We start from the raw sequence: 20,618 nt of genomic DNA, 5'->3' as shown, positions 1-20,618 counted from the left end.
CCTTTCCGCCGAGCTCGAGCTGGTGGTGTTCGATGCGGCCGGCAAGTCCGTGCAGGCGCTGACCGACGAGCGAGCCGATTTCGGCTTCTTCGCGGTCGATCCGCTGCGCGGCGAAACGGTCGCGTTCACCGAGCCGTACGTGCTGATCGAAGGTTTCTATCTGGTGCGTGACGATTCGCCGATCCGAAGCAATGCGGACGTCGATCAGCCGCACAATCGTGTGGCCGTCGGCAAGGGTAGCGCGTACGACCTTTACCTCACGCGCGAACTGAAGGCCGCGCAGATCGTACGCGCGCCGACGTCGCCGGCCGTCGTGCCGACGTTCGTCGAACAGCAGCTCGAAGTGGCCGCGGGCGTAAAACAGCAACTCGAAGCCGATGCGGCGAAGACACCGGGCCTGCGCCTGCTCGGCGAGCGTTTCATGGTGATCCGCCAGGCAATGGGTGTGCCGAAGAGCCGCGGCGCAGCGGCGGCCGCGTTGCTCGGCGATTTCGTCGAGGAGATGAAGGCGTCAGGCTTCGTCGCGGATTCGTTGCGGCGGCACGGAATCACGGGCGCATCGGTCGCGCCGCCGCGCTGATCGGCTTGTCACCGGCAGGTCGGGCGACCGCGCTTTCCCGCCGGCGCACCGTCGCGTGATCCGCGCCGCAGCGCGCACGTCACGACGGCGCGGAGTCGGCCGTGCGCAACGTGATGCCCGTCCACGTGCCGCTCGCGGCCAGTTCGCCGATCAGTTCGACGATCGTTTCCCGCACGGCCAGCGCCGCGGAATTGACCGGTGACGTATTGGACCAGCACAGGCTCGCGGGCCGGCGAATCTCGGGCTCGACGATCCGGCGCATCTTCGGCCGGTTGGACGGCTCGCGCGACGCCAGCGCGGACGCCGGCAGAATCGTGCAAGCGAGCCCCGACTGCGCGAGCGAGATCATCGTCGGCAGCGAATCGATATCCGCGATGATGTTCAGCGGCACCTCTTCGCGCGCGAACGTGCGCTCGAGCAACAGGCGCAGCCCGTTCTGCACGCCCGGCGCGACGAGCGGCACGCCGGCGAGCGACGCGAGCGGACAGGTGCGCGCGCGCGCCGGCACCGCACCGCCCGGCTCGCCGAGCAGGTAAAGCACCTCGTCGAACAGCGGCAGCGCGGTGATGCCGGCCGTATTGGATTCGCGGAACAGGATCGCGAGGTCGAGCCGGCCGTTCGCCAGCAGCTCGTTGATGAAACCGCTCATGCTTTCGAGGTACTGCAGCCGGATACCCGGATAGCGGGCCCTGACGCGTTCGAACAGCGGCACCGCGAGAATCGACGTCATCGTCGTCGGAAAACCCACCGCGACCGTGCCCGACTCGCTGCCCGCGCCTTCCCGCACCTCCTGCCGCAGCTGCTCCATCTGCCGCAGCACGAGCCGCGCATGGCGATACAGCGCCTGCCCGGCCGCGGTCGGCTTCACGCCCTGCGGGCTGCGCACGAGCAGCGCGACACCGACGTCGCCCTCGAGCTTCGCGATCTGCTGACTCAGCGACGGCTGCGCGACGAACAGCTTTTCCGCGGCCTTGCCGAGGCTTCCGTATTCCACGATGCTGACGAAGTAACGGAGCTGGCGGATGTCCATGGCGGTTCGGTCGGCGCGAAAGCCATAGGATACCCCTATGGCCGGCACATTCAAACGGTATTTCCGCCGCGCGAGCGCATCGCCTAAAGTCACCCCATACCCATTCAGGACAGCCGGCATGCCCGGCGATGGAGGTGACAGTGAACGCTCCCCGCTCGCATGCCGGCGATGATGCCACGCAGGTCGCGACCGACCTGATCAGCGCCGAACGCGCGATCGCCTTCGCGGCCACGCTCGATCATCCGGTCGTGCCCGCGATCGGCGATGCGTTGCTGCCGGCGTGGCACTGGCTGTATTTCTGGTCGATCGCGCAGCAGGCCGAACTCGGCCCGGACGGCCACCCGCGCAAGGGCGGATTCCTCCCCGAGCTCGGGCTGCCGCGGCGCATGTGGGCCGGCGGCCGGCTCACGTTCGAGGCGCCGCTGACGATCGGCTCGACCGCCACGCGCACGTCGCGCGTGCTGTCGGTCGAACGCAAGGAAGGCCGCACCGGCACGCTCGGCTTCGTCACCGTCGAGCACGTGATCGAAACCGCGGGCGAAGTGGCGATCCGCGAGGAACACGACATCGTCTATCGCGGCGCGGCCGCGCCCGGCGCCGCGGCCCCTGCGCCGAAGGCTGCGCCCGACCATGCGCAATGGCAGCGCGACATCATGCCGGACGAAGTGATGCTGTTCCGCTATTCGGCGCTGACCTTCAACGGCCATCGCATCCACTACGACCGCACCTATGTGCGCGACGTCGAAGGCTATCCGGATCTCGTCGTGCACGGCCCGCTGATCTCGACGCTGCTGCTCGACCTCATCACGCGCTCGCTGCCCGGCGCGACCGTCGCCGACTACGCGTACCGCGCGGTGCGACCGACCTTCCTCGGCCACCCGTTCAGCGTGTGCGGCCGCCTCGGCGACGACGGCAAGACCATCGACCTCTGGGCGAAGGATCACGATGGCTGGCTGACCATGTCCGCGAGCGCGACCCTCGCCTGACCATTCCGACGCAATCCCCGATACGAAACATGAATCCGACCGACGCGTACCAAGACATTCGCGAAGCCGTTCGCGACCTGTGCGGCGAGTTTCCCGCCGAGTATTTCCGCAAGATCGACGAGGCGCGCGGCTACCCCGAAGCGTTCGTCGACGCGCTGACGAAAGCCGGCTGGCTCGCCGCGCTGATTCCGCAGGAATACGGCGGCTCCGGCCTCGGCCTGACCGAGGCGTCGGTGATCATGGAGGAAATCAACCGCGCGGGCGGCAACTCCGGCGCGTGCCACGGCCAGATGTACAACATGGGCACGCTGCTGCGCCACGGGTCGGCCGAGCAGAAACGGCGCTATCTGCCGAAGATCGCCAGCGGCGAACTGCGCCTGCAGTCGATGGGCGTGACCGAGCCGACCACCGGCACCGATACGACGAAGATCAAGACGACCGCGGTGCGCAAAGGCGATCGCTACGTGATCAACGGCCAGAAGGTGTGGATCTCGCGCGTGCAGCATTCCGACCTGATGATCCTGCTCGCGCGCACGACGCCGCTGTCGGACGTGAAGAAGAAATCGGAAGGGATGTCGATCTTCATCGTCGATCTGCATCACGCGATCCGCAACGGGATGACGGTCCGCCCGATTCCGAACATGGTGAATCACGAGACCAACGAGCTGTTCTTCGACAACCTCGAGATCCCGGCCGAAAACCTGATCGGCGACGAAGGCCAGGGTTTCAAGTACATCCTCGACGGGCTGAACGCCGAGCGCACGCTGATCGCTGCCGAATGCATCGGCGACGGCTACTGGTTCGTCGACAAGGTGTCGCAGTACGTGAAGGATCGCGTCGTGTTCGGCCGCCCGATCGGTCAGAACCAGGGCGTGCAGTTTCCGATCGCGCGCGCGTACGTCAACGTCGAGGCCGCGAGCCTGATGCGCTTCGACGCCGCGCGCCGCTTCGATGCGCACGAGCCGTGCGGCGCGCAGGCCAACATGGCGAAACTGCTCGCCGCCGACGCATCGTGGGAAGCCGCGAACGCATGTCTGCAGTTTCACGGCGGCTTCGGTTTCGCGTGCGAATACGACGTCGAGCGCAAGTTCCGCGAAACGCGTCTGTACCAGGTCGCGCCGATCTCGACGAACCTGATCCTGTCGTATGTGGCCGAGCACATCCTCGGCCTGCCGCGTTCGTTCTGACGGGAGTGCCGAACATGCGCCCACTGGAAGGCATCAAGGTCGTCACGTTCGAGCATGCGATCGCCGCGCCGTTCTGCACGCGCCAGCTCGCGGATCTCGGCGCGCGCGTGATCAAGGTCGAACGGCCGGGCGCCGGCGACTTCGCGCGCGGCTACGACGAACGCGTGTCGGGGCTCGCGTCGCACTTCGTGTGGACCAACCGCTCGAAGGAAAGCATCACGCTCGATGTGAAACAGCCTGCGGCGCTCGACGTCGCGCACGCGCTGCTCGCCGATGCCGACGTGTTCGTGCAGAACCTCGCGCCCGGCGCGACGCAACGCCTCGGGCTCGACTACGACACGCTGCGCGAGCGGTATCCGCGGCTGATCGTGTGCGACATCTCGGGCTACGGGCTCGACGGGCCGTTTCGCGACAAGAAGGCCTACGACCTGCTGATCCAGAGTGAATCCGGATTCCTCAGCATTACCGGTGCCAACGGCGAGCCGGCCAAGGCCGGCTGCTCGATCGCCGATATCGCGGCAGGCATGTATGCGTACACGAACATCCTCGCCGCGCTGATCGAACGCGGCCGCACCGGGCGCGGCCGGCACATCGACGTGTCGATGCTCGAAAGCATGGTCGAGTGGATGAGCTACCCGCTCTACTACGCGATCGACGGCCAGTCGCCGCCGCAGCAGGCCGGCGCGTCGCACGCGACGATCTTTCCGTACGGTCCGTTCAAGGCCGGCGATGGCAGGACGGTGATGCTCGGCCTGCAGAACGAGCGCGAATGGAAAAGCTTCTGCGAGACCGTGATCCGGAGGCCCGCGCTGGCGAGCGACGAGCGCTTCGGATCCAACAGCCGCCGTGTCGCGCATCGCGATGCGCTGATGGTCATCATCGTCGAGGCGTTCTCGACGCTGACGGCCGCCGACGTGATCGACCGGCTCGAGCAGGCCGGCATCGCGAACGCGCGCATGAACGACATGCACGGCGTGTGGAAACACGAACAGCTCGCGGCGCGGCATCGCTGGACGCGCGTGGCCACGCCGGTCGGCGAGATTCCCGCGCTGCTGCCGCCCGGCGTCGCACCGGGCGACGCTCCGCGCATGGATCCGGTGCCCGCGCTCGGCCAGCATACCGATGCCGTGCTGCACGAGCTCGGCTACGACGAAGAACGGATTCACACGTTGCACGCAACCGGCGCTGTCTGACCGCGCCATGCCGCGCTGATCGCAGCGCGTTCCCCAACCATCAACATCGAAGCGTGTCCGCGTCTGGTCGACAGGCGCGAGAGCGCCGCACACCTGGAGACATCATGGCCAACACCGTCAATGCGGCCGGCCGGCTCGACCGGCTGCCGATTTCAAGGTTCCACTGGAAGATTCTCGGACTGATCGCCGGCGGCGCATTTCTCGATGCGTTCGACATCTATCTCGCGAACGGCTCGGTCGCATCGATGGTCAAGGACGGCTTCACCGACTTGCGGCATGGCGCGATGTTCGTGTCGTCGACATTCGTCGGGATGATGATCGGCGCATTCGTCGCCGGTTATGTCGGCGACCGGCTCGGGCGGCGCTATTCGTATCAGCTCAACCTCGCCGTGTTCGGGCTCGCGTCGATCGCCGCGTGCTTTGCGCCGAACATCGAATGGCTGATCGTGCTGCGGTTCGTCATGGGGATCGGGCTCGGTGCGGAACTCGTCGTCGCGGCCGGCACGCTCGCCGAGTTCGTGCCGCCCGAGACGCGCGGCAAGTGGGTGTCGCTGCTCGCGATCATCACGAACAGCGGGCTCTTCGCGGCGCTCGCCGCCGGCTACTGGATCATTCCGCACCTCGGCTGGCGCTACATGTTCGCGCTGGCGGGCGCGGGTGCGCTGGTGGTCTGGTTCATGCGCAAGCGGATGCCCGAGTCGCCGCGCTGGCTGGAGTCGGTCGGGCGGCTCGACGAGGCCGAAGCGACGCTGGCCGCGATCGAGGCCGACGTGAGCCGGCAGGTCGGCACGCTGCCGCCGGTGCGGCGCACGGTCGACCTGCACGTCGGCAAGGTGCCGCTCGGCGTGCTGTTTTCGAAGGGGATGCGCGGGCGCACGGCGGTCGCCGCGTTGACTGCGATCGGCGTGAACGTGGGGCTCTACGGCTTCATCGCGTGGCTGCCGACGTTCTTCGTCACGCAAGGGCTGTCCGTCGTCAAATCGCTCGGCTTCGTGTTCCTGATGTCGATCGGGTCGCCGGTCGGCGGGTTGATCGGCTACCTGATCGCCGACCGGCTCGGGCGGGCGCGCGGCATCGTCATCGCTTCGATTCTCAGCATCGCACTGGGCTGGCTGTATGTGTCGCTGCGCGATACGACGGCAATCATCCTCGTCGGGTTCTGTCTCGTCAGCGCGATCTATACGATCACGACGCTCGGCTTGTTCGGCTACATTCCCGAACTGTTCCCGACCGAAGTGCGGCTGCGCGGCACCGGTGTCGCCGGCATGTGCGGGCGGATGTCGTCGATCGGCACGCCCGCGCTGGCGCTCGCGCTGTATCAGGCGTTCGGCGTGTCGGGCGTGATCGCGATGGTCAGTGCGACGCTCGGCGTGCTGTGTGTCGCAATCGGGTTGCTGCGCGTCGAAACCGGACGGCAGGCACTCGAAGCGGTCGCGCCGGGGACGAACAATGCGGACGGTGCGGCGGTGAGCGCGGGTGTATCGCAAGCATAAGGCCGACGTTGCCGTGCGTGGTGCGGCGGCGGGTTCGCGCGGCCGGCGCGAGTACGCCGCCCGAGCTGCCCCGCGCTTCGCTGCGCGAGCGGCTACGGCCGGCAGCGCAATGCATCGACCAGCAACGTCATCGCGCGCGACGGCTGCCGGCTGTCCGGATAGTAGAGGTGCAGGCCCGGCCACACGGGGCACCAGTCCTCCAGTACGGACACGAGCTGCCCCTTCGATACGAGCGGACGAACCATGTCCTCCGGCGGGTACGCGAGGCCGAATCCGGCCTTGGCCGCCTCTCGCGACCGCGACCGCATTCGCACGGGCCGGCGCAGCGGTTGCGCTGGCGGACGTGAATGGCGACGGTGCACGCGCCGACGCCGTGCTGCGGCTGTGCAGCTCGGCGTCCAGCTATGTGACGGGGCAGTCCATTTCGGTGGACGGCGGGCTCGTCATGCGCTGAACGCATCAGCCCTCAGACGCTTTCGCCCCCCGTTCTCACACAAGCGCGCCCCCGGTGAAAGCAGACGAGACCACGGCACCTGCACTCCCGCCCGCCTTCGTCCTCACGCCCGCTGACACTGCCATCCGGATGCGGCCATCGTCTCGGCGTTGTTCACGTTCGTCATGACGATCTCGAACAGGTCGCGTCCGAGCATGACCGGCACCGCGACCGCCATGCCGCAGCGATCGTCGGCGAGCGGCCGCAGGAACTGATAGCTGGTGTGCGCGCCGTTGATGCTGTAACCGAACAGCACATAGCCCCGCAACGCATCGACGGTACCGAGAGACACGCGCACGCGGCTGGCCGGCGCGACCGATTGCGCCGACTCGTTGATGACGGTCCACGCTGAATTCACGCGTGCCTGCCAGGCCGCGGAGAGGCCGTCCAGCTGCTTCAGTTGCTGCCCATACGGCGCGGCGCGATACACGTAGCCCGACCGGTCGACGATACGCCTGGTCAGATACCGGTTGGTCACCGCATTGCCGGCGGCGTCCGTGCCCGGCAGCAGATCGAAGCGGTACGACACCGTATCGCCGTCGCTCCACCACCACCCGTCGCTGCGATAGCGGTACGGCGCGGTGCCGGATCCAATCGCGCCCCAACCGGTATCGGTCCATTTCGTCAACGCCAGACTGCCGTCCGCGTTCACGACGACCTGCACCGGCGTCGCCTCGTTGCCGTACACGCCGCCGGCCAGCGAAACGTCCGGCGACGCGGCGACCGGCGGCGCGTTCGTACTCACCTGCGCGGGCGCAGCGGCGATGCTGCCGTCTTCCTGCAGCGCATGAAGCAGAATCGACGGAGCGAGGCTGGCCGCATCGTAGCCCGCGCCGCCCGTGATCATCAGCGCCATCCGTGCAGCGGGCAGCACGTAGAAATGGCTCGAAAAGAACAGCGTGCCGCCGCTCTTGTATGCCCCTGCCGCACCGGCGGCACGCAGCACCGGATCGTCGACATCGTCCCAGCCGAGGCCGAACGCGAACGCATAGCCGAGCCGGGTCGACTGGATCTGGCAGCGCTCGGTCTGGTCCGTCAGCATGTCGGCGATCCCCGCCGCCGACGCGATCCGTCGCCCCTGGAACACGCCGTTGCCGATGAACATCTGCGCGAGGTTCATCATGTCGAGCGGCGTCGTCGACAAGCCGCCCGTTGCATACGCGTTCGTGAATTCCTGTCCGTACTGCGTCCCGTTGCTGTATCCGAGCGCGAATTCGCCGCTGGTCGGCACGCTGGTCAGGAAGCTCGAATGCGTCATGTTCAGCGGCGTCAGGATGGCCTGCTGCACGAAGTCCGTGAAGCTCTGCCCGGTGACGGCCGCGACCACCAGCTCGAAGATCGTGAAGCCGTCGTTGCAGTACACCGCGAACTGGCCCGGCGGATGGTTCAGGTGTTCGTTGGCGAGCACCTGCTGCGCGTTCTGCGCATAGCCGGGAATCGGCACGTACGTAAACATGTCGTGCATGTTCTGACCGGGCAGACCCGACGAGTGCGACAGCAGATGACGCGACGTGATCTCGACATACTGCGGCGACAGCATCGAGAACGACGGCACGTAGCGCACGATCGGCGCGTCCAGGTCGATCAGTCCGCGATCCTGCAGGATCACGCCGGCCAGCGCCGCGATCACCTTGGTCACCGAGCCGATGTTGTAGCGCGTCGTCCGCGTCGCGGCGACGGCCGGGCTGACCGAGGCATACCCGAATGCCTCGGCCCATACCACCTGGTCGCCCTTCAGCAGCGCAACGGAGATGCCGGCCACGTTCTGGCGGTTGCCGTCGAGTTCCGCCTGAATCGCTTGTCGACCCGCGGCGATGGTCGCGCCATAGGCCGACGGCTGTTGAATGCCGTCCCCTCCGCCGCAACCGGGCAGCACCGTCGACAACAGTCCCGCGCCGGCGTAGCCGAGAAACTGCCGACGGCCTCCGCTGGCCGGAACGCCGCCCGGCTGCGGACCCTGCGGATCGCGTGTGTTCGCCATGGATGTTTTCCTTGTTCTCGTTCCAGTGTCGTCCGGTACCCCGAGCTGTCCCGGCCCTCCAAGCGTGGCCGCGATCCCCGATCCGCATTGCAGCGCGGAGGAGCGATGGACCGCCTGCTCAGGAAACCTGCTGCGTCGCACGGCGCGCGTCGCGCGTCGTCAGCGAGCTGCCGTCGGGGCTCCAGCCTGGCGGCCGGATCAGGTAATTGATCGCGGCGTGCACACTGCCGGCCTTCGCGAGATCGCGCGCGAGGTTGATCCATTCGTAAAACGCGATCCTGAACGGATTGTCGGTGCCGATGCTCGACGTCAACCCGTAGTGCGGCGTGAAACGCTCGGGCGTGTACGACCCGAACAGCCGATCCCAGATCATCGTGGTGCCGGCGTAGTTGGTATCCAGATAGTCGAAATCGCTGCCGTGATGAACACGATGCTGCGACGGCGTGTTCAGCACCGCCTCGAACCAGCGCGGCATCTTCCCGATCGCTTCGGTGTGAATCCAGAACTGATAGATCAGGCTCACCGACTGCATGAACAGGATCATCTTCGGATGAAACCCGACGAGCGGCATCCACGCCCAGAACAGGAACGATCCGCTGATCGTGCCGGTCCAGGTCTGGCGCAGCGACACCGAAAGGTTGTATTGCTCAGACGAATGGTGCACCGAGTGCGACGCCCAGAACCAGCGCACCTCGTGGCTGACGCGATGAAACCAGTAATAGCTGAAATCGTCCGCGAAGAAGCACAGCACCCACGCCCACCAGACATTCATCGGGATCGTGAAAACCCGGTGCGCATACACCCAGCTCAACACCGTCAGCACGAGCCCGCCGGTCAGGACGCTGGCGACGAACGCGCCGGCTGCCAGCGCGATATTGGCGAGCGTGTCGCGCGTGCGGTACAGGCGCCGCCCCAGCACCGCGGCGAGCCCGGCTTCGACCGCGATCAGCACCGCGAAGGCCGGCAACGCGGCCACCATGATATTGGGCAGGTTCTGCATACCGTTGCGCTCCAGGCACGCGGCCCATGGCGCCGAGGCCATTGCCGCCGTTCAGGAATTCGACCGCGGTCCGCCGGTCGGCTCATGCGCAAGGGGAACGCGAACCAGGGTGCCGGCACGACACCCTGTCGCGATGCTTTCAGAAAGTACTGCGTCCGGAACAATCGACTGCGAGCCGACCGGTTCGGTCCCGGTCGGCTCGACGTGCTGGTCTTCCTCGCTGCCCCGGCTTTCTTCGCTACCCCCGCGCCACTGTTCTCTTGCGATTGCCAGCTGGTGCGAAGGTACTGCACGCGATACGGTCAGGTAAATACCGCATATGCAGTATCTGCCGTGCCCGCTCGCCACGCCGCCGGATCAGGCGCGGGTCGGCGTGTCGATCAGCGCCTGCATCTGCTGCGGGTCCAGCGGCTTGTGCAGCACGCTGAAGCCGCTCGACGACGCGGCGTGAATGCCCTCGGGCGACGTATCGCCGGTCACGATGATCGCCGGAATCTCGCGTTCGATGACCCGGAACACAGCGTGGATGACGTCGGCGCCGGTCACGCGTCCGGCCAGCCTGAAATCCGTCACGATCATGTCGAGCTCCGCACGCCGCGCCGCGGCCAATTCGATCGCGCGGCCCGGCGACTGCGCCGCCACGACCGTGTGGCCCCAGGCTTGCAGCAAGGTCTGCATGCCTGCCAGCACGTCGCGATCGTCGTCGACGACCAGCAGCGTCTTGCGCGCGCTCCCCGGTGCGCATGCCGGATTCGTGCCGTGCTGGTCCGGCGCGGCCTCGCACGAAGGCGCAGGCCCGATCGAAGCCAGCCGCACCGAGAACAGCGAGCCGCGGCCCGCCGTCGAGCGCACCCGGACGCTGGCGCCGATCAGCACCGCCGTGCGCTGCACGATGGCCAGCCCGAGGCCCAGCCCTTGTTCGCGGTCACGGGCCGCATTGCCGATCTGGTAAAACTCCCGAAATATGTTCGGCAACTGATCGGCTTCGATCCCGATGCCGGTGTCGAACACCTGGATCTCGACGTCCGTGCCGCGCGGCCGGCACGCCACCAGGATGCTGCCGTGCGGCGTATAGCGCACCGCGTTCGACAGCACGTTCGACAGGATCGTATGCAGCAGCACCGCGTCGGTTTCCAGCCAGATGGGCGTCGGCCGGATCCTGAGCATCAAGCCCTTGGCCGCCGCGGCCTGGCGAAACTGGTTGTCCAGCGCATCGAAGGTCTGCTGCAGCGCAAAGCGGCGCGGTTCCGCATCGATCACGCCCGCGTCGAGCCGGGAAATGTCCAGCAGCACGTTCAGCAATTGCGACATGCCTTTCAATGCGGTCCGAAGCCGCTCCGCAATCTCGTCGAGGGCGCGCCCCTCGACGGCCGGCGCGCGCGCCATCGCGCGCAGCGTCGCGATGTAGAGGCCCAGCGCATGGGTCGGCTGGCGCAGGTCGTGGCTGGCGGCGGCCAGGAATTGCGACTTGCTGCGATTCGCGAGTTCCGCGCGCTCCTTCTCCGCGGTCAGTTGCCGGATCAGGTCGATGTTCTCGAAGCGCAGCGAGACGGCGTCGCGCACGGTACGCTGCAGTGTCCGGCTGAATGCGAGATTGACGGCGAGCAGGAACAGCGACAGGAAGCCCAGCACGGAAAACAGCGCGCTGCCGTATACGAACGACCGGATCGCGAACGGCAGGACCGTCGGCAATGCGTAAGCCACGTAAGTCGGCCACCACGACGACAGCGACGCGACCGAGCCGCCCGTCATGCCGGCCAGCACGATGCAGATGAGGGCAGTCACGATCGTGTTGTGCGGCGAGAAAAACAGGACACCCATCGCGCCCCACAGGCAGCCGGACACGCCGGCAAAGAACACATAGCGCCTCGCACGCGCTGCGGCCGTATCGACCGGGTGTTCGCCTGCGCGACGATCGCGCCACACCATGACCGCGCGGATCGACGTCAACACGCAGATCGCCGCGGCCCATCCCAGCAGCGTGCGCCGCGACACCTCGTTCCACAGCAGGAAGGTGGTCAGGCTGACGACAGCGATGTTGCCGACCAGAATCGGCGGCGACTGGCGGTACAGCGTATTGACCAGCTCGAGTCGAACGTTGGCCAGATACTCTTGCGCTATTCTTTTTCCCATTTCAAGGTCGCGTAGCAAATCCGGCGTTAAACTGGTCTGGTATCGATCTGGTCCGTCGCACGACGCGCCAGCGGGGATCGCGTCGTATTGTCGCAAAGGAATGCACTTCCGGGTGATCCGGGGGAAAGCGAAAGAAAAATGAAAAAAATCGTGCTTGCCGAAGACCACGCCATCATTCGCGACGGGTTGAAGTTGCTGCTGAAAACGCAAATCGACTGGCAAGTCGTCGGGGAAACCGGAGACGGGCAGACGGCCGCTCGCCTGGTGCGCGATACGCAGGCGGATCTTCTATTGCTGGATCTCGATTTGCCCGGCTATCCCGGCATCGAACTGGCGCGGCAAATCAAGGCGCAATCGCCGCAAACGCGGATCCTCGTGATCACGGGCAACCAGAATCCCGTCACGGTCCGCGCGGCTGTCGCGATCGGCGTCGACGGCTACATGCTCAAGCACGAGGATGGCGACGAACTGCTGCATGCGATCGAGGTCGTGTTGTCGGGTATCCGCTATATCAGCGACGGGCTCATCCACTTGCTCGAGAACGCCGGCGGCAATGCGGCGCCGCCGGTTACCGCGCGGGAGAAGGAAATCCTGGTGCTGATCGCCAACGGACACTCCAGCAAGGATATCGCCGCGCTGCTGAATCTGAGTGTGCTGACGGTCCGCAAGCACCGGCAGAACCTGATGGCGAAACTGCGGTTGCATAACGTCGCCGACGTCGTCGCGTATGCGCTGCACGACGGCCTGGCCGTTCTGCCGCGCGCGGGCGACGTCGGCGGGAAGGCGTTCCGGCACTGACGATCGCCGACATCGCTCCAGACGTTCGGGCAGAACGGCCGCCCTGGCGGTTTCAACGCGCGTGCCGATACCGATCGAGCACGCGCCTCCTCTTCACCGTTATCCGCACAGCTTCATCGCGGTCGTGAGCGTATTCACGACACCGCACGCGAGCGGAACCGGCACATACAGCCAGCACACGGCAAGCACCGCCTTGTCGGTCGGCCCGACCGAAGCAACCGCTTCATCCATTTTCGCGTCGCCGGAATCTACTTGCCCGCATCGGGCTGCGCATCGCTCATGTGATCGCGCTCATCGATACGCGCTTGACGAACGGTTAGCGCGACGCGCCCTCGTCGCGCGCGGGCGCCGCCATCAGCACATCGGTCAGTTTCAGCACCGGACAATGCGCGCCGGCGCCGGCAACGGCAGCGCGGTACGTATCCGTGACGGCCGCCGCGATTGCATGGGCCGCGTCGACGCCTTCCGCCATCGCCGAGTAGTAGGACAGGTCCTTCAGCGCATTGGCCATATGGAACGGCAGCGCGGACGTGTCGCCGGTCTCCAGGAACGGACGCAGCCGGTTCAGCGCGGCGCCGCCGCCACCGCCGTTCGCGAGCACGTCGGCGAGCACCGCGACGTCCACGCCCGAGCGCTTCGCGCACGCGACGGCTTCCGACAGCAGCGCGATGGTCCCGAGCGAAACATAGTTGTGCAGAAGCTTCATGCTGTGGCCGGCCCCGAGGTCGCCGACGCGCGTGATGTTTTCCGCGAAGCACGCGAGCACCGGCCTGATCTCGTCGAACAACGCGGGCGTCGCGCCGACCAGCAGGTTGAGCCGGCCTTCGTGCGCCTCCTTGGCGCCGCGCGTCATCGGCGCGTCGACGAGGCGCCCGCCTGCCGCTTCGACGAGCCGCGCCATTCGCACGGTCGACTCGGGAACCGCGGTCGAACAATCGACGACGATCGCATTGTCCTTCAGGCCGGCCAACACGCCGTCTTCACCGGTGAGCACCGCTTCCACTTCGGGCGAACCCGTCACGCAGAGGATCACGACGTCCGCTTGCGCGGCCAGTTCGCGCGCGGTCCGCACGGTCCGCACGCCGCCGCGCAGCAGTTCGTCGAGCGGCTGGTTGCCCGGATGCTCGACGACCGTGAGCGGATAACCGTGCTTCAGCACGTTGCGCGCAATACCATGCCCCATCAAACCCACGCCGATCAGGCCAATCTGCTGTTTCATGTCATTCCCGTCAAAAGATGGCGCCGCGGCGCTGCGCCGCGGCGAAATGAACTTTCGTTACCGCTCGACGAGCCGCGCCGGCAGCAGCATCGTCAGGACGAGGCCCAGCAACAGGCACCCGACCATCAGGAACAGCGGCGCCGCGAGATTGCCGGACAGCTGCTTCAGGTAGCCGACCGCATAGGGCCCGAAGAAGCCGCCGAGGTTTCCGAACGAGCTGATCACCGCGATGCCCATCGATACCGACGCGGTGCCGAGCGCCGCGGTCGGCATGCTCCAGAACAGCGGCGGAAACGAGATGAGCCCCGCGTTCGCGATGCAGAGCGCGAACATCCCGAGCCACAGCTGATCGTGCCAGACGACCGACAGCCCGAGCCCGGCTGCGCCCATCAGCAGCAGCGCGGCGACGTGCAGCCGCCGCCCGCCGCGCCGGTCCGCGCTGCGCCCGAAGAGGATCATCACGATCACGGCCACCGCGTTCGGCAGCGCGGCGAGCAAGCCGATGACGAAATCGCTGCCGATGCCCATCTGCTTGATCATCGTCGGCGCCCAGAATGTATAGCCGTAAATCGCGAAGACGTCGAGAAAGTAGATCACGCAGAACGCCCACACGAGCCAGCTCGAGAACAGGCCGCGGTGATCGGCGGATTGCGTCGTCGTGCGGTCTTCCGCCAGTACGCGTGTCAGGATCGCGCGCTCCGCGTGCGAGAAGCGCTCGCTGCGCGTGACGTCGTCGTCGAGGCCCTTCCATACGTAGGCGGCAGCCACGAATGCCGGCAGCGCCTCGAGAATGAAGATCCATTTCCAGCCCGGTATCTGCAGCGCCCCGTCGAAATACTGAAGGATGAAGCCGGTCAACGGCGATCCGATCAGCCCGGCCAGCGCGAGCGCCGCATAGAACATCGACAGGATCCGCGCGCGCCGCCGCCCAGGGAACGAACGCGCCATGTAGAGCACGATGGCCGGGATGAAGCCGGCCTCGGCGACGCCGAGCAGAAAGCGCATCGCGTAGAACTGCATCGGCGTGGACACGAACGCCGTCAAACCCGAAACGATGCCCCACGACACGACGATCCGCGTGATCCAGCGCCGCGGCCCGACCCGCACCAGCAGCATGTTGCCGGGCACCTCGAAGATCACGTAGCCCAGAAAGAATATCCCGGCGCCGAAGCCGAACACCGCATCGGAAAAACCCAGATGCTGGCTCATCTGCAGTTTGGCGAAGCTGACGTTCACGCGATCGATGTACGAAGTGACGTACGCGAACATCAGGATGGGCAGGATCTGCACGGCAAGCCGACGAAAGATCCGGTCCTCCTGTGCGAGGTCGTGCGCCGATGCCGGGGCTGCGAGGTCGCCCGGATTGCAGGTCGCGTCGATTTCCACGTTTGTCTCCGAAAGTTCATGGATGGCCCCGCGTGCGGGCTTGCGTCGCCGCGCGTGCAGTCGCTGTCGAGATAGGTGTGTGCGACAGGGGACGGTTCGAATCTACCGGGTGCCCCGCCCGCCCGATATGCGAAATCCTTCAAGCGGCACTTCGAATATCTCGAACGCATGCGCCGGCCGGCCATCGTACGGTGCAATGCACAAGCCGCCGGAAAAACGGATTCTAGCCGCCGATCGCCCGCGCGACACGGGCCGCTGCGCCGTGACCGCGGCGTCGCGGTGTGCGGCGCACCATGCGCGGCCGCTCAGGGTTAGCACCACTTCGCCCGGCGCCATGGAGCGCATCGATGGATGACATACTTGCCGCAGTTTCAACCGGAGTCCGCGCTTGTTCGATCTCACGTCCCTCGCCCTGTTCGTCCGTGCATCCGAGCTGGGCAGCCTGTCGCGCGCCGCGCAGCAGTCCCACATGTCGCTTTCCACCGCGAGCCGACGAATCGCGCTGCTCGAGCATCACTTTCGCGTGGTGCTGCTGAACCGCACGGTGGCGGGCGTCGAACTCACGCCGGCCGGCGAAGCGCTGTTGCGCCACGCGACCGACCTGCTGCTGCGCACCGATGCGATCTACACGGAGCTGTCCGACTATACGAAAGGCGCGGTCGGCCGCGTGCGTGTCTTCGCGAACATCTCGGCGATCAGCCAGGACCTTCCCGACCAGTTGCGCGCGTTCTCGCAGCGCTATCGCGACATCAAGCTGCAGATCAGCGAATTGAGAAGCGCCGACATCCTGCAGGCGCTGCGCGAAGGCCGCGCGGACGTCGGAATCGTCACGTCGCGCACCGCGACCGAAGGGATCCATCTCGCGCCCTACTGCATGGACCGCGCCAGCGTGGTCGTGCCCGACGACTATCCGCTGACCGGCGAGTCGATCGACTTCAGCGCGTTGCTCGACCACGATCTGGTCGCGCTCGACGACCGCTCGGAACTCACGCGTTCGCTCGTCAGGGAAGCGGCGCTGCTCGGCAAGTCGGTCCGCTTCCGCGTGCAGGTGCAGAGCTTCGAAGCGATGTGCCGGCTGATCGCCGCAGGGCAAGGCATCGGCATCCTGCCCGAGCGCGCGGTCGCGCTGTTTCGCGAACCGATGCGCCTGCGCTTCATTCGCCTGAACGATCCGTGGGCCAACCGCGTGATGTCGGTCGGCATCCGCGCGGGCGCCGTGCCGTTGCCGACACGCAAGCTGTTCGAGTTCCTCGCGTCGTTCGCGCCGCCTGCGCTCGTGTCCGGTGAAGCCGGGCAGTCTAGCGACTGAAGCACTGCCGCCGGCCCGCGGCCGCCGGCGTGTTGCAGATTTTCGAAGGTCCCGTTCACCGATCCGCACTTCCTGCCCGCGCGTGCGACGCAGTAGATTCGACTGACAGATTCAACAGTCCGCCGGTTACCGCAACGGAAGAGACACGGGAGACACGCCGACGCGACCCGAAGTGACCGGGCTCGGCGTCGCGTATCGAAGCTCGCGCAGCGGTTCGATGCCGCGCGGTTCACGCTGCTCCGCGTGCCTGCCCCTCCCGTGCGGGACGCCAGCTTCGTCATGGAGGCTTCCAGCAATATGAAGAACCCGCACCGCATCGCCGTCATCGCCGGCGACGGCATCGGCAAGGAAGTGATGCCCGAAGGCATGCGCGTGTTGCGCGCCGCCGCCGACCGTTTCGACATTCCGCTCGCGTTCGACGAGTTCGGCGACTGGTGTACCGATCACTACGTTCGCCACGGCACGATGATGCCGGCCGACTGGGCGCGGCAGATCGGCACGCACGACGCGATTTTCTTCGGCGCGGTCGGCGCGCCCGATATCGTGCCGGACCACGTCGCGGTGTGGGAATCGCTGCTCAAGATCCGGCGCGAGTTCGATCAATACGTGAACCTGCGTCCGGTGCGCCTGATGCCGGGCGTGCCCGCGCCGCTCGCCGGACGCCAGCCCGGCGACATCGATTTCATCGTCGTGCGCGAGAACACGGAAGGCGAGTATTCGTCGGTGGGCGGCCGGATGTTCACCGGAACCGATCGCGAGATCGCCGTGCAGCAGTCGGTTTTCTCGCGTGTCGGCGTCGACCGCGTGCTCAGGTTCGCGTTCGAACTCGCGCGCTCGCGCCCGCGCAAGCAGCTGACGGCGGCAACCAAATCCAACGGCATCTCGATCACGATGCCGTTCTGGGACGAGCGCCTCGCGGAAATCGCCCGGTCGTTCCCGGACATCGAAACGCGCAAATATCACATCGACATACTGTGCGCGCACTTCGTCCAGAATCCGGATCGCTTCGATGTCGTCGTCGCGTCGAACCTGTTCGGCGACATCCTGTCCGACCTCGGCCCCGCCTGTACCGGCACGATCGGCATCGCGCCGTCGGCGAACCTGAACCCTGAGCGCCGCTTCCCGTCGCTTTTCGAGCCGGTGCACGGCTCGGCGCCCGACATCGCCGGCCGCGGCATCGCGAATCCGATCGGCCAGATCTGGTCGGCCGCGTTGCTGCTGCAGCATCTCGGTCGCGGCGAATCGCGCTACGACGCGGCGGCCGCCGAAATCGTCGCCGCAATCGAGGCCGTGCTCGTCGCCGGCCCGCGCACGCGCGACATGGGCGGCACGGCCACCACCGAAGAACTGGGCGCCGCGATAGCGCACACCGTCGCGAATCCCGCATCGATCGAGGAATGACCCATGCAATTTGATCACTACATCGACAACGCCCGCGTCGCGCCGAATACCGGCGCGCGGATCGAAGTCGTCGACCCGAGCACCGGCGAACCGTTCGCGACGATCGCACGCGGCGATGCAACGGACGTGCAGCGCGCCGTTTCCGCGGCACAGCGCGCGATGGGCGATACGCTCGACGGCCCGTGGGCGAAGCTGTCGCCGGTCGAGCGCAGCAATCTGCTGTTCGCGTACGCGGCCGCCGTTTCGCAGCATGCGGACGAACTCGCGCAGCTCGAAGCGCGCGACACGGGCAAGGCGCTGAACACCGCCCGTACCGATGCCGCAGTGCTCGCGCGCTACCTGCAGTACTACGCCGGCTGCGTGGACAAGCTGCACGGCGACACGCTGCCCTACACCGCCGGGTTCACGGTATTGACGGTGCGCGAACCGATCGGCGTGACGGGCCACATCATTCCGTGGAATTACCCGATGCAGATCTACGGGCGCTCGGTCGGTGCGTCGCTCGCCGCCGGCAATGCGTGCGTGGTCAAGCCGGCGGAGGATGCGAGCCTGTCGATTCTGCGGCTCGCCGAAATCGCGGCCGGGGTCGGCTTTCCGGCCGGTGCGATCAACGTCGTCACGGGGTTGGGCGGCGAAGCCGGCGCGGCACTGTCGGCCAACGCCGGCATTCGTCACATCTCGTTTACCGGGTCGACCGGAACGGGCGCGCTGGTCGGCCGCGCGGCGGCCGAGCGTCACTGCCCCGCGGTGCTGGAACTGGGCGGCAAGTCGCCGCAGTTGCTGTTCGACGATGCCGACCTCGACCAGGCGCTGCCCGTGATCGTCAACGCGATCGTGCAGAACGCGGGCCAGACCTGCTCGGCCGGCAGCCGCCTGCTCGTCCAGCGCACCGTCTACGAGCGCGTGCTCGATCGTCTCGCGCAGCAATTCGCGCTGCTGCGTTCGGGGCCGCCGTCGATGAATCTGGAGATGGGGCCGCTCGTCAACGCCAGGCAGCATGCGCGGGTCCGGGCCATCGTCGAGCGCGCGCAGGCGAACGGCATTCGCGTGGCGGCCCGCGGCACCATCGCGGCCGGCGCATCGGGTGCGGGCTACTACCAGGAAGCGGTGCTGTTCCGCGACGTGCCGCCCGACAGCGAACTCGCGCAGGAAGAGGTATTCGGCCCGGTGCTCGCGGCCATGCCGTTCGACGACGAAGACGCGGCGGTCGCACTCGCGAACGGCACGCAGTACGGCCTCGTCGCCGGCGTCTGGACGCGGGACGGCGCACGTGCGCTCCGGCTCGCGCGCAAGCTGCAGGCCGGACAGGTCTTCATCAACAACTACGGTGCGGGCGGCGGCGTGGAACTGCCGTTCGGCGGCGTGAAGGCAAGCGGATATGGCCGCGAGAAGGGCTTTGAAGCGTTGCTCGGCTTTACCGCGCTGAAGACCATCGCGATCAAGCACGATTGACCGCCGCAACGGCGCGACGGCCGTGCGTGCCGTCGCCGGGGAATCGACATGTCTCGACTGACTATCGTGGGTGCCGGCCGCGTCGGCAAAACACTCGGCAACCTGATCGTCGCGAACCGCGTTGCCGACGTGCGGCAGATCTACGATCGCGACATCGCATGCGCGCGTGCGGCCGCCGAGTTCGTCGGCGCCGGACGTCCGGTCGATGATCTCGCTCCGATCGAGCCCGCCGATATCTGGCTGCTGTCGGTACCGGACATCCGGATCCGCGAAGTCGCGAGCCAGCTCGCACAGCGGTTCGAGCACGGTGCGCGAGCGATCGTCGTGCACTGCAGCGGCGCGCTGGGCGCGGAAGCGCTGGCACCGTTGCGCGCGATCGGCTGGTCCGCGGCCAGCGCGCATCCGGTGCTGAGTTTCGCGGACCCGGGAACGGCCGTGTTCCAGTTCGAAGGAACGCCGGTTGGAATCGAAGGGGATCCGCAAGCCTGTCGCGTATGGGGCGACACGCTCGCGGCCGTCGGTGCGCGGTGTTTCGAGATCCGCAGCGAACAGAAAGCGCTCTATCACGGTGCCGCGGTGGTCGCGTCCAACTTTCTTCCGGTGCTCGCGTCGCTGTCGAGCGAACTATGGCGCAGTGCGGGGCTTCCCGAAGCGCTGATGCAGGACATGTTGCGCACGCTGATGCGCAACGCCACCGACAACCTGCTCGCACTCGGCCCGCGCGAAGCGCTCACGGGCCCCGCCGCGCGCGGCGATACCGAGGTCGTGAACGCACACGTTCGTGCGATCGGCGCGTGGGATCCTGCTGCGCGAGACGCGTATCACGCGTTGTCCATACTTGCCGCGCGCCTCGCCCAAAACGGCAAGGTGCGCGCGTAAGCAACCGGTGCGGCGCACCGCCTGTTCGACCGGCGCGGCAGCGAAAATGCCGCTGCCCGCGCCCGCCGTCTTCATCGTGCGCGCACCGCGCTGCGGCA

18 protein-coding genes are annotated in these 20,618 nt (G+C 66.9%); 10 read left to right on the top strand and 8 right to left on the bottom strand.

What is annotated here, in order from left to right; genetic code table 11:
- Positions 1–580 (top strand): ABC transporter substrate-binding protein (locus Q3A80_RS22805; RefSeq protein WP_446331131.1); only part of this gene is annotated, 580 nt, incomplete at its 5' end.
- A gap of 79 nt (positions 581–659) precedes the next feature.
- Here the strand turns inward: Q3A80_RS22805 and Q3A80_RS22800 are convergent.
- Positions 660–1,610: a LysR substrate-binding domain-containing protein gene (locus tag Q3A80_RS22800; RefSeq protein WP_446331130.1), complete on the bottom strand. Its 951-nt coding sequence runs from the start codon at positions 1,608–1,610 to the stop codon at positions 660–662.
- Positions 1,611–1,738: 128 nt separating this feature from the next.
- On the opposite strand from Q3A80_RS22800, the gene Q3A80_RS22795 reads away from it, so the two are divergent.
- The 4 genes from Q3A80_RS22795 (at position 1,739) to Q3A80_RS22780 (ending at position 6,469) form a co-directional block, all read left to right on the top strand.
- Complete coding sequence (locus Q3A80_RS22795) at positions 1,739–2,596, top strand: FAS1-like dehydratase domain-containing protein (protein WP_446331129.1); 858 nt, start codon at positions 1,739–1,741, stop codon at positions 2,594–2,596.
- A gap of 29 nt (positions 2,597–2,625) precedes the next feature.
- Positions 2,626–3,783 (top strand): acyl-CoA dehydrogenase family protein, encoded by a 1,158-nt coding sequence (locus Q3A80_RS22790; RefSeq protein ID WP_446331128.1) that lies wholly within the window; start codon positions 2,626–2,628, stop codon positions 3,781–3,783.
- Between the two features lie 14 nt (positions 3,784–3,797).
- Positions 3,798–4,976: a CaiB/BaiF CoA transferase family protein gene (locus tag Q3A80_RS22785; protein ID WP_446331127.1), complete on the top strand. Its 1,179-nt coding sequence runs from the start codon at positions 3,798–3,800 to the stop codon at positions 4,974–4,976.
- A gap of 104 nt (positions 4,977–5,080) precedes the next feature.
- On the top strand, positions 5,081–6,469 hold the full coding sequence (locus Q3A80_RS22780) for an MFS transporter (RefSeq protein WP_446331126.1): 1,389 nt from the start codon (positions 5,081–5,083) through the stop codon (positions 6,467–6,469).
- A 92-nt stretch (positions 6,470–6,561) separates the two neighbouring features.
- Here the strand turns inward: Q3A80_RS22780 and Q3A80_RS22775 are convergent, their stop codons facing one another.
- The 4 genes from Q3A80_RS22775 to Q3A80_RS22760 form a co-directional block, all read right to left on the bottom strand.
- Complete coding sequence (locus tag Q3A80_RS22775; protein WP_446331125.1) at positions 6,562–6,777, bottom strand: LysR substrate-binding domain-containing protein; 216 nt, start codon at positions 6,775–6,777, stop codon at positions 6,562–6,564.
- A 249-nt stretch (positions 6,778–7,026) separates the two neighbouring features.
- Positions 7,027–8,943 (bottom strand): serine hydrolase domain-containing protein, encoded by a 1,917-nt coding sequence (locus Q3A80_RS22770; RefSeq protein WP_446331124.1) that lies wholly within the window; start codon positions 8,941–8,943, stop codon positions 7,027–7,029.
- 118 nt (positions 8,944–9,061) lie between these two features.
- Positions 9,062–9,943: a sterol desaturase family protein gene (locus Q3A80_RS22765; protein WP_446331123.1), complete on the bottom strand. Its 882-nt coding sequence runs from the start codon at positions 9,941–9,943 to the stop codon at positions 9,062–9,064.
- Between the two features lie 357 nt (positions 9,944–10,300).
- Complete coding sequence (locus Q3A80_RS22760) at positions 10,301–12,244, bottom strand: ATP-binding response regulator (protein ID WP_446331122.1); 1,944 nt, start codon at positions 12,242–12,244, stop codon at positions 10,301–10,303.
- Here Q3A80_RS22760 and Q3A80_RS22755 point away from each other — a divergent pair.
- A complete protein-coding gene (locus Q3A80_RS22755) occupies positions 12,215–12,874 on the top strand; it encodes a response regulator (protein WP_446331121.1) in 660 nt (219 codons plus the stop codon). The two genes, Q3A80_RS22760 and Q3A80_RS22755, sit on opposite strands and share 30 nt — an antisense overlap.
- Positions 12,875–12,973: 99 nt before the next feature.
- Here the strand turns inward: Q3A80_RS22755 and Q3A80_RS22750 are convergent, their stop codons facing one another.
- The 3 genes from Q3A80_RS22750 to Q3A80_RS22740 all read right to left on the bottom strand — a co-directional run bounded on the left by Q3A80_RS22750 (position 12,974) and on the right by Q3A80_RS22740 (position 15,479).
- Positions 12,974–13,105 (bottom strand): MFS transporter small subunit, encoded by a 132-nt coding sequence (locus Q3A80_RS22750; RefSeq protein WP_446331120.1) that lies wholly within the window; start codon positions 13,103–13,105, stop codon positions 12,974–12,976.
- Positions 13,106–13,190: 85 nt separating this feature from the next.
- Positions 13,191–14,093, bottom strand: coding sequence for an NAD(P)-dependent oxidoreductase (locus tag Q3A80_RS22745; protein WP_446331119.1), 903 nt, complete (start codon positions 14,091–14,093; stop codon positions 13,191–13,193).
- Positions 14,094–14,150: 57 nt separating this feature from the next.
- Positions 14,151–15,479, bottom strand: coding sequence for an MFS transporter (locus Q3A80_RS22740; RefSeq protein ID WP_446331118.1), 1,329 nt, complete (start codon positions 15,477–15,479; stop codon positions 14,151–14,153).
- Between the two features lie 388 nt (positions 15,480–15,867).
- On the opposite strand from Q3A80_RS22740, the gene Q3A80_RS22735 reads away from it, so the two are divergent.
- The 4 genes from Q3A80_RS22735 to Q3A80_RS22720 all read left to right on the top strand — a co-directional run bounded on the left by Q3A80_RS22735 (position 15,868) and on the right by Q3A80_RS22720 (position 20,520).
- Positions 15,868–16,788: a LysR family transcriptional regulator gene (locus tag Q3A80_RS22735; RefSeq protein WP_446331117.1), complete on the top strand. Its 921-nt coding sequence runs from the start codon at positions 15,868–15,870 to the stop codon at positions 16,786–16,788.
- A 297-nt stretch (positions 16,789–17,085) separates the two neighbouring features.
- On the top strand, positions 17,086–18,189 hold the full coding sequence (locus Q3A80_RS22730) for a tartrate dehydrogenase (RefSeq protein WP_446331116.1): 1,104 nt from the start codon (positions 17,086–17,088) through the stop codon (positions 18,187–18,189).
- A 3-nt stretch (positions 18,190–18,192) separates the two neighbouring features.
- A complete protein-coding gene (locus Q3A80_RS22725) occupies positions 18,193–19,641 on the top strand; it encodes an aldehyde dehydrogenase family protein (RefSeq protein ID WP_446331115.1) in 1,449 nt (482 codons plus the stop codon).
- 48 nt (positions 19,642–19,689) lie between these two features.
- Complete coding sequence (locus Q3A80_RS22720; protein ID WP_446331114.1) at positions 19,690–20,520, top strand: Rossmann-like and DUF2520 domain-containing protein; 831 nt, start codon at positions 19,690–19,692, stop codon at positions 20,518–20,520.
- Positions 20,521–20,618: the final 98 nt, after the last annotated feature.

Source organism: Burkholderia sp. SR8, assembly GCF_052851275.1.
Note: the sequence above shows the minus strand (reverse complement) of the source record. Positions and strands in the feature narration are given on the sequence as shown.